At 50.0% G+C, this 7,822-nt stretch carries 7 protein-coding genes; 3 read left to right on the top strand and 4 right to left on the bottom strand.

All coding sequences use genetic code 11. The features are described from left to right. The first annotated feature begins 121 nt into the window (after positions 1 to 121). From lysA to QUA38_RS25850, 3 genes are all read left to right on the top strand, one after another. Positions 122 to 1,543, top strand: a complete 1,422-nt coding sequence (lysA, locus tag QUA38_RS25860; protein ID WP_333166971.1) for a diaminopimelate decarboxylase — start codon at positions 122 to 124, stop codon at positions 1,541 to 1,543. 230 nt (positions 1,544 to 1,773) lie between these two features. Beyond that, the gene (cdaA, locus tag QUA38_RS25855) at positions 1,774 to 2,667 is read left to right on the top strand and encodes a diadenylate cyclase CdaA (protein WP_333166969.1); all 894 of its coding nucleotides are present in this window, start codon (positions 1,774 to 1,776) and stop codon (positions 2,665 to 2,667) included. 20 nt (positions 2,668 to 2,687) lie between these two features. Next, a complete protein-coding gene (locus tag QUA38_RS25850; RefSeq protein WP_333098652.1) occupies positions 2,688 to 3,434 on the top strand; it encodes an isoprenyl transferase in 747 nt (248 codons plus the stop codon). A gap of 112 nt (positions 3,435 to 3,546) precedes the next feature. Here QUA38_RS25850 and QUA38_RS25845 read toward each other — a convergent pair whose 3' ends face one another. From QUA38_RS25845 to QUA38_RS25830, 4 genes are all read right to left on the bottom strand, one after another. Then, positions 3,547 to 3,819, bottom strand: a complete 273-nt coding sequence (locus QUA38_RS25845) for a DUF3143 domain-containing protein (protein ID WP_333166967.1) — start codon at positions 3,817 to 3,819, stop codon at positions 3,547 to 3,549. 69 nt (positions 3,820 to 3,888) lie between these two features. Next, the gene (locus QUA38_RS25840) at positions 3,889 to 4,308 is read right to left on the bottom strand and encodes a J domain-containing protein (RefSeq protein ID WP_445305106.1); all 420 of its coding nucleotides are present in this window, start codon (positions 4,306 to 4,308) and stop codon (positions 3,889 to 3,891) included. Positions 4,309 to 4,519: 211 nt separating this feature from the next. Further along, complete coding sequence (locus tag QUA38_RS25835; RefSeq protein WP_333166963.1) at positions 4,520 to 6,106, bottom strand: chloride channel protein; 1,587 nt, start codon at positions 6,104 to 6,106, stop codon at positions 4,520 to 4,522. A 411-nt stretch (positions 6,107 to 6,517) separates the two neighbouring features. Then, a partial coding sequence (locus tag QUA38_RS25830; RefSeq protein ID WP_333166961.1) for a hypothetical protein occupies positions 6,518 to 7,822 on the bottom strand: 1,305 nt, incomplete at its 5' end.

Here is a 7,822-nt window from a genome sequence, read left to right as displayed (position 1 = left end):
GACTCACAAGTCTCCAGACATTAGTCTACTGCCAACGACCAATGACTGCTGATTAATGACTGCCGACTGCTGACTGCTGATTAATGACTGCTGACTAATAACCTAGGATAGTTATTGCGCGATGGTATCAACTCAATCTTTAGGGGTCGAATCGGGACTTAAGTATCTGTCTGAGTCTCAACAAGCCCTGCAAAATCGATCGCCCAATCAAGAACTGTTACCGCTGACAGCCAGTGTTAACAGCAGCGATCGGTTGGAAATCGGAGGCTGCGAGGTGACAGCTTTGGTGGAGCAATTTGGCTCGCCGTTGTATATTTTAGACGAAGAAACGCTGCGGGCGGCTTGTACCCAGTACCGGGATGCTTTTAAGCGTTACTATTCGGGCGAATCTCAAGTGCTCTATGCTTCTAAAGCTTGGAGTTGTTTGGCAGTTTGCGCGATCGCAGCTTCGGAAGGTTTAGGCATAGATGTCGTATCCGCCGGGGAAATCTACACTGCACTGCAAGCCGGCGTCAGCCCAGACAAAATCTACTTCCACGGTAACAACAAGTCCCGCGAGGAACTGCAGCTAGCTGTCGAAAGCGGCTGCATTACCGTAGCCGACAATTGGCGGGATTTAGAGACTCTAGCAGAATTGGGAGAATTGGGTGTCAGCAGCCTCACAGGTGGGCCGACACGAATTATGGTGCGGTTTACTCCTGGAATTGAGTGTCACACCCACGAGTACATTCAGACGGGTCAAATCGACAGTAAATTTGGCTTCGATCCCAACTCGCTCGATCGAGTATTTACTTTCATCAGCCAACAGCCGTCGTTATTTTGCGTCGGAGTGCACGCTCACATCGGCTCTCAAATTTTTGAACTGCAACCCCATGACGATTTAGCCGAAGTCATAGTTGAGGCCTTGACTAAAGCACATAGTTATGGTTTGCCAGCCACAGAAATTAATATTGGCGGCGGGTTGGGCATTCGCTATACTGAAGCGGACGATCCTCCCAGCATAGAAGATTGGGCTCGGACAGTTTGCACCGCAGTGGTAGCAGCTTGCGAGCGGAAGCAATTGAAGAAATTACCGAAATTGCTTTGCGAACCGGGTCGATCGCTCGTCGGTACAGCCTGCGTCACTGCTTATACTGTTGGCTCTCAAAAAGTCATTCCGGGAATGCGGACGTATCTAGCTGTAGATGGAGGGATGTCCGACAATCCGCGTCCTATTACCTATCAATCAGTTTATCGAGTCCTCGCAGCCGGTAAAATGTCTGCTCCCTTAACGGAAACAGTGACAATCGCTGGGAAACACTGCGAGTCAGGTGATGTTCTGATTAAAGATGCCAAATTGCCAGAGTGTCATGCCGGAGATATCCTCACGGTTACGGCCACAGGGGCATACAATTACAGTATGGCTTCTAACTACAACCGAGTACCCCGACCGGCCGCGGTTTTAGTGAGAAATGGGGAAGTTAACACGATTATACAGCGGGAAACTTACCAGGATTTGCTGAGGCTTGACCGCCTTCCTGAACGACTCGGATCTCCAAAGTAAAAACTTAGAAGTTAAAAGTTAAAAGTTAAAAGAAAGACAATCCATGTTTACTTAGTGATGATTGCCTTTTCACTTTTAACTTTTGCCTTGTTCAGTCACACGATTGGATTGACACTTCCCGGTCTAAAAACACGGGGATTTTCAGCATATTCCTTATAACAACTGTTCATGGTTCATGGGTTCGAGTGCATCACGGTTCGCGGTTCACAGGCGGTAGCGTTCGATGAACCATGAACAATCAACAATCTGGCTTTGACTTGGCCCTGGTTCAGTCCTTATTGATTCAAGCGATCGATATTGGACTGGTTTTTGCCCTTGCGTATTTGGTGCTCGTCATTGTTGGCGAGCGCAGAACGCTGTGGATGGTACGGGGATTTATCATTTTGATGTTGGCGGCGGCGGTGAGCAACTGGGCTGGATTAAGGCTGTTGCACGTTGCGCTCAATAGCTTGGTGACTGGTTCGGCTGTGGCAATGGCGGTAATATTGCAGTCGGAGTTTCGTCGATTTCTGGAACAATTGGGTCGGGGGGAATTTCGGCAATTGTTTGGGCGCGATCGCCGACCAAATCCCGAACCGGACAGCGTAATAGATGAAATTGTGGACGCAGTAAAAGAACTTTCGCAAAACCGCACGGGCGCTTTACTAATTATAGAAACAGATTCTCCGATCGACGATCGAGATTTTTCAGTTCCGGGACTAAAGTTAAATGCTGAAGTTTCTAAAGAATTGTTGCAGACAATCTTTCAGCCGCAAACTTTGCTGCACGACGGAGCTGTTTTGATTCGAGGTTCGCGGATCGTGTCGGCGGGGGTAATTTTGCCTTTGTCCGATCGCAGCGCGTCGCGGCAGTTGGGAACCCGCCACCGGGCGGCGATGGGGATTACGGAACGGGTGCAAGCTTGCGTATGCGTGGTGGTGTCCGAGGAAACAGGTTCTATTTCTTTAGCGCAGATGGGAATGTTAAATCGACCTTTGACTAGCAGCAAACTTAAGGAATTGCTGGAAGCAAAGCTGTTTCCGTCGGAGGGAGAAAGAGTTGTGGCTCCAATTCCGATCGGCAATCTCGGACGCCAGATAGGATTGAAGGGAGTGACGCTATTAAAACGGATACTGCGCCGTTAGTCGGGTAATCGGGAGAAACCATGAGTCAAGGAATTTGCTTGGAAAAGTTGCCGGAGGATCTGCAACAGGAACTACTGCCTAAGCACATAGCAGTGATTATGGACGGGAACGGGCGCTGGGCTAAGAAGAGGGGGTTGCCGCGGATTGCGGGACACCGCCGAGGAGCTAGCACTCTGAAGGAACTGCTGCGCTGCTGCAAAGATTGGGGGATTCCAGCTTTAACGGCCTATGCTTTTTCGACGGAGAATTGGGGGCGGCCGGCCGGAGAGGTGGATTTTTTAATGAGTTTGTTTGAGGGTAAGTTGCGGCAAGAATTGCGAGAGATGGTGGACGAGGACGTGCAAATTCAATTTATGGGGAATTTGCAGGCTTTGCCGAAGTCTTTGCAGGCGGAAATCGAGCGTTCTGTGACGGCCACTCAGCACAATCAGGGGATTTTGTTTACGGTGGCGACGAATTACGGGGGGCGTCAGGAGATTGTACAAGCTTGTCGGGCGATCGCCACTCAGGTGAAAGAGGGCAAGTTGCAGCCGGAGGAGATTGATGAGGTTTTATTTAAACGCTATTTGTATACTGCTGATGTTTGTGACCCGGATTTGCTGATCCGGACAAGCGGGGAAATGCGGTTGAGCAATTTTCTACTATGGCAAATGGCTTATTCGGAAATTTACATCACTGAGACGCTGTGGCCGGATTTTGATCGATCGGAGTTTCACCGCGCTTTGTCTACTTATCAGCAACGCAACCGCCGATTTGGCAAAGTCTAACTATTTTGGATTTTAGATTTTGGATTTTAGATTAATTTTTCACTTTCCAATTAGGTAGATTCTGAAATGTATTTCTCAATCTAAAATCTAAAATCGGCAATCTAAAATCAAATTAGGGGCCGGAGAAAACGGCCGCTTCAATGTCCTGACGTGAGAGGGAGTATTTGAATGCTCGCTGAATGTCTTGGCCGTCGGCTCCAGCATCGATGTAGCGGACGGTAAGTTGGTCAATATCGAGGGAGAGTTCTGCTTTCCATGTAAGTTCCTCGATCTGCCAGCAGTGGAGTTCTCGCCGATCTTGCTGGCAGCCGCGGCTTTTTAGCCACTGCTCGATTTCCGGGAGTGGGTGGTTGTACAAAGGAGTGTCAGCGGAAGGAAGAGTCATGGGATTTTAGATTTTAGATTTTAGATTGGGGATTTCCGATTGAGGATTGGAGATTGCGGATTTGAGGCTTTAATGGCCGCGAATTAAGCCGATCGCGATCGCCAGTACCAAACATCCGATTAAGCTAGCTCCCATGATCAACAGGGCAAACATTTCTCCAGGAGAAAGAGGTCGATCCGTGGGATCTAGGTAAGCGGAGTTAGAAGTTTTTTTGCCGGAGCCCGAAACCGGAGCATCGAAGCCTGGGGGCGGCCCAATCACGTTCAGGCGAGAATAGCCTATTTTGAGGTCGTAGGCGAGCCGACGTTCTGGGTTGCTGAGGGTGGCGTAGGCGTTGTTGAGCTGCTGAAATTTGGCGGTGGCGACTGCGGGCGGCAGCTCGGTGGTATCGGGATGGTAGAGTTTGCTCAGTTCCCGGTACGATCGCCGAATTTCAATTACTGAGGCTGAAGGATGCAGCCCTAACAAGCTGTAATGAGTGGAACCCAAGGGGGTTTTTCCGGGTATTTTTTGACTTGTGTTTTTTGCAGTTGCCTCGTTTCCTGCCACCGAAGCCCCTCTCTGCCTATTGTTAATAATATTTGGTTATTTTAGCGGAAATCTGAAGGAAGAGGAATTAACCGCAAAGGGCGCGGAGAACGCAGAGGGAAGAATTCTCAATTCTCCCGTTCTTTGGCTGTTGCTGCGGTCACGCTGTTTTTTATTCTTTATTGGGGTTGACTTTTTCCGAGGAATGTCGATTTGCTAGGGCTAGCACTGGAGCGTCGGTGGGTTCTCGTCGATCGATACTGTGTTCGCCGTCGGTGGGAAGTTGGCAAGAAATCAGTTCTGTGACGATGCGATCGCCCAGAGCGTCTTCCCAATCTTGCAACTGTTCTCTGGCTTTGATCGGTGTATTGAGAGCCACGTCTACGCCCATTTGCTGAAGGTTGAGGCTGTGGGCTGTCGATCGGCGGTTTACCCACTCCACCAGCCAAACGCTCAATCCGACTGCTGCCATCAAAGGTAAGACAATCCGGTAATCGCGGGTTAATTCAAACATCAATAGGATGGCTGTCAGCGGTGCTCTGGCGCTGCCGGCGAGTACGGCGGCCATTCCCACCATTGCGTAGGCGGGAGGACCGGCGACTCGATCGCTCATTGCCGGTAGCATTTCCAAAAACAGGCCGTAAGCCGAACCCAGGGAAGCTCCCAAAAACATCGCCGGAGCGAAGATGCCGCCCACTAAACCGCTGCCGAGGCTGATTGCGGTCATCGCCAGTTTGACAAACAGCAGCAGCAGCAGCAAAGGCAAGGAAAATTTAACATCTTGGAGCATTGCTTGGACTGTTTCGTAGCCTACACCCAAAATTTGAGGAAATTGCAGGGCGACTAAGCCGACGCAGGCCCCGCCGATGATCGGGTGAAGCGGCCGGGGCAGTCGTCCGAGCCAAGTAAATCCTCGGATTTTTCCTTGAAAACAGCGATCTGCCAATTGAATTGCTTCTGTGTAGCCTAGGGAGACTCCGCTCGCCAAAAGTCCCAATCCCATGTACAGAGGTAGTTCTAAGGGGCTGCGGACATCGTAAACCGGCAAAGCAAAGGCCGGCTGAGCTCCCAAGCAGATTTGAGCGATGAGCGCCGAAACTACGGCCGAGAGCAAGACAACGCTGACTGACGAAGTGGCGAAGGTGCTGCCGAGCACGACTTCTAAAGCAAAGAACACTCCGGCGATGGGAGAGTTAAATCCGGCTGATAAACCTGCTGCTGCTCCGGCGCCGAGGAGCAAGCGCTGCCTTTCTGGGGAAAGTTGCAAGACTTGAGCCAGCAGCATTCCAAAATTAGCGCCGATTTCGACGCTGGGGGCTTCCGGACCCAAGGAGGCGCCGGTGCCGAGGGAAACTGAGGCTGCCACCATTTTGGTGATGGGTTTGAGGGGGGAGAGTTCTTGCAGGCCGCGGGTGGCTGCAATTAAGGAAGACATATTCGGGCCAAAGTCCCGAAATCGCCACCGCATCAGCCCGATGATGACTCCGCCCAGGGTGGGAATGCAGGCTAGCGTCCAAGAGCCTTTCGACGCGATCGCCCCCATGAAGTCTTCCAGCATCAGGCTGTGGATGAAGTGGATGAGGTAGTGAAATGTGACGACGCCTGCACCCGTAACTCCCCCGATGACTAGGGAGAGGATGAGCAGGAGGGTTTCTGGGCTGGGGTGCAGGCGGTTGAATAGCGGGCTTAGTCGGGAGGCTTGGGGAGTTGCTGCAGTTGGCCCGGGTGGCGGCAGATCCACAGGAGGGATGGCTCTCATTTAGCGGTTAATTCTTCGGTGAGAAGTTATATAAATATTACAATTTATTTCTTATTTTCATTTTGAGTGATTTTAGGGGAATTGACAACTTAATTAAGGCGTATTTTAGGGTAAATTTTTTGAGCTGACCGCTGGGGTGGAATGACTGATTCTGAGGAGCGGCGGATTTGGCTTGATTGTATGCTCAGTTACATTAAAACTTAGATCTACTCTGGCGATAATGCTAATTAACTATATTTACCCTGTGGGTGGTTAGGGCGATCGCATCAGTGAACGGGTCATATCATATAACTCACTGCAAAACAACTTTCAAATTAAAGAATTGGCGATTTGAGGTTTTACCTTACAATCACAAATATCAAACTACAAATCTCAAATCTTCAATTTTAAATCCCTCGATCGCGCATCATATCACATCGGTTGTTTAGTGGGCGGGATTCTTGGTCTGGGTTTGGCGATCGACATTAGCGGATCGCCTATGGTGGCGACTTTCCAGGGTGGGGATTCTAGCTGGCGTGCTGCGATTAGAAGGGGTGAGCCTCGCTTCAGGCGATCGACCATTAATTTAGGTGGAATAAAGGCAGATAAAAAAGGTTCGTTGACGCTGCCAATATATGCGTAAGCACCATTTTCTAGCCACCTTCCGGCAACCGTGTTGTTGTCATCTGGGGCGGCTGCTGACCAACTGTGGATCATGTGGATGGCTGCGGGAAATTGGAGTTTTGGTATGTCCTCAACTGAAGCGTCGCCGTTGCCGACTTGGAATGATTTGGGATAGCCTTTGGAATTCATTAATATTAAGTCAAATGTCCACGGTTTTGAGGCTAAACTCCGCCACTTTTCGAGGCTCGATTCTGGTTTCTGCACTACTTCGACATTCAAACCTATGGTTTTTAGTCCGCTAGCTGCGGCCTCCATTTCATATTTCGCCCAATTTCCTTCCTTGGGGTAACTGTCATAAAGCATGGCGGTTTCGGTATCGAGAAATATGGCACACATGGCTTGATAGATCGAGCGTACCTCAGAGCCGTAAATCCAGCCGACAGCCGCCCAGCGTTCGCCGTTGGGGTGCCGTCCCAAACCGTCGGTAACGGCTAGTTGTTCGTCGGGTTTTTGAGGGGATTGATATTTGACTGCTAGTTGGCGTACAATAGTGATTGTGTCGATCGGGTCGGCGAGTTGAGAGTAAAAATATCCGGTTGATTCGACAGCTTTTTTAATTGCTGTTTGCAGAGTTTTCCACTGTGTGTTATTGAGGGTATCGTTTGGTTTTCCGAAGTTGCCTTCTAGAAATACTAAAGGCTGGCCGTGAGCTGCTGCTAAGGCAACTGCTGCTGAGCGTGCGGGGTCGTTTTCTGATGTGATTACTACTCCTGGGGGCTCCCAGCCGAGTTGCTTCCATTGGGCTTTTAAGGTTTGAGTATCGGTGGCATTCCAGGCTGCTGCGGCGCTGTTGAGCATTAATTGTTGGAGTTTTTGATTTTTTGGCAGTTGTGGTTTGATGCTTGGCAAACGCACTATTTCTTCGGGTTGAAAGCGTTGCACAAACATGGGCGTATATTTTTTGTCTTCGATGAGAATAGGCCACTTTCCTTTGAGATTCCATTTTTGGATTGCGCCTAAGAATGTGGCTTCGTCGGGTACTAAAACTACGCGGTTGACTGTTGGTATATTGTCGCGGAGGATGGCTGTTCGGAGGCCTGTTTGAATTGGCCA

This window comes from Microcoleus sp. Pol12B4 (assembly GCF_036701385.1).
Taxonomy (GTDB): Bacteria; Cyanobacteriota; Cyanobacteriia; order Cyanobacteriales; family Microcoleaceae; genus Microcoleus.
This window is presented reverse-complemented; position numbering and strand designations above follow the sequence as displayed.

What these genes read in the sequence shown, in the direction of transcription:
- lysA (WP_333166971.1), top strand. Translation starts at nt 122, where the DNA reads ATGGTATCAACTCAATCTTTAGGGGTCGAATCGGGACTTAAGTATCTG.
- cdaA (WP_333166969.1), top strand. Translation starts at nt 1,774, where the DNA reads ATGAACAATCAACAATCTGGCTTTGACTTGGCCCTGGTTCAGTCCTTA.
- QUA38_RS25850 (WP_333098652.1), top strand. Translation starts at nt 2,688, where the DNA reads ATGAGTCAAGGAATTTGCTTGGAAAAGTTGCCGGAGGATCTGCAACAG.
- QUA38_RS25845 (WP_333166967.1), bottom strand. Translation starts at nt 3,819, where the DNA reads ATGACTCTTCCTTCCGCTGACACTCCTTTGTACAACCACCCACTCCCG.
- QUA38_RS25835 (WP_333166963.1), bottom strand. Translation starts at nt 6,106, where the DNA reads ATGAGAGCCATCCCTCCTGTGGATCTGCCGCCACCCGGGCCAACTGCA.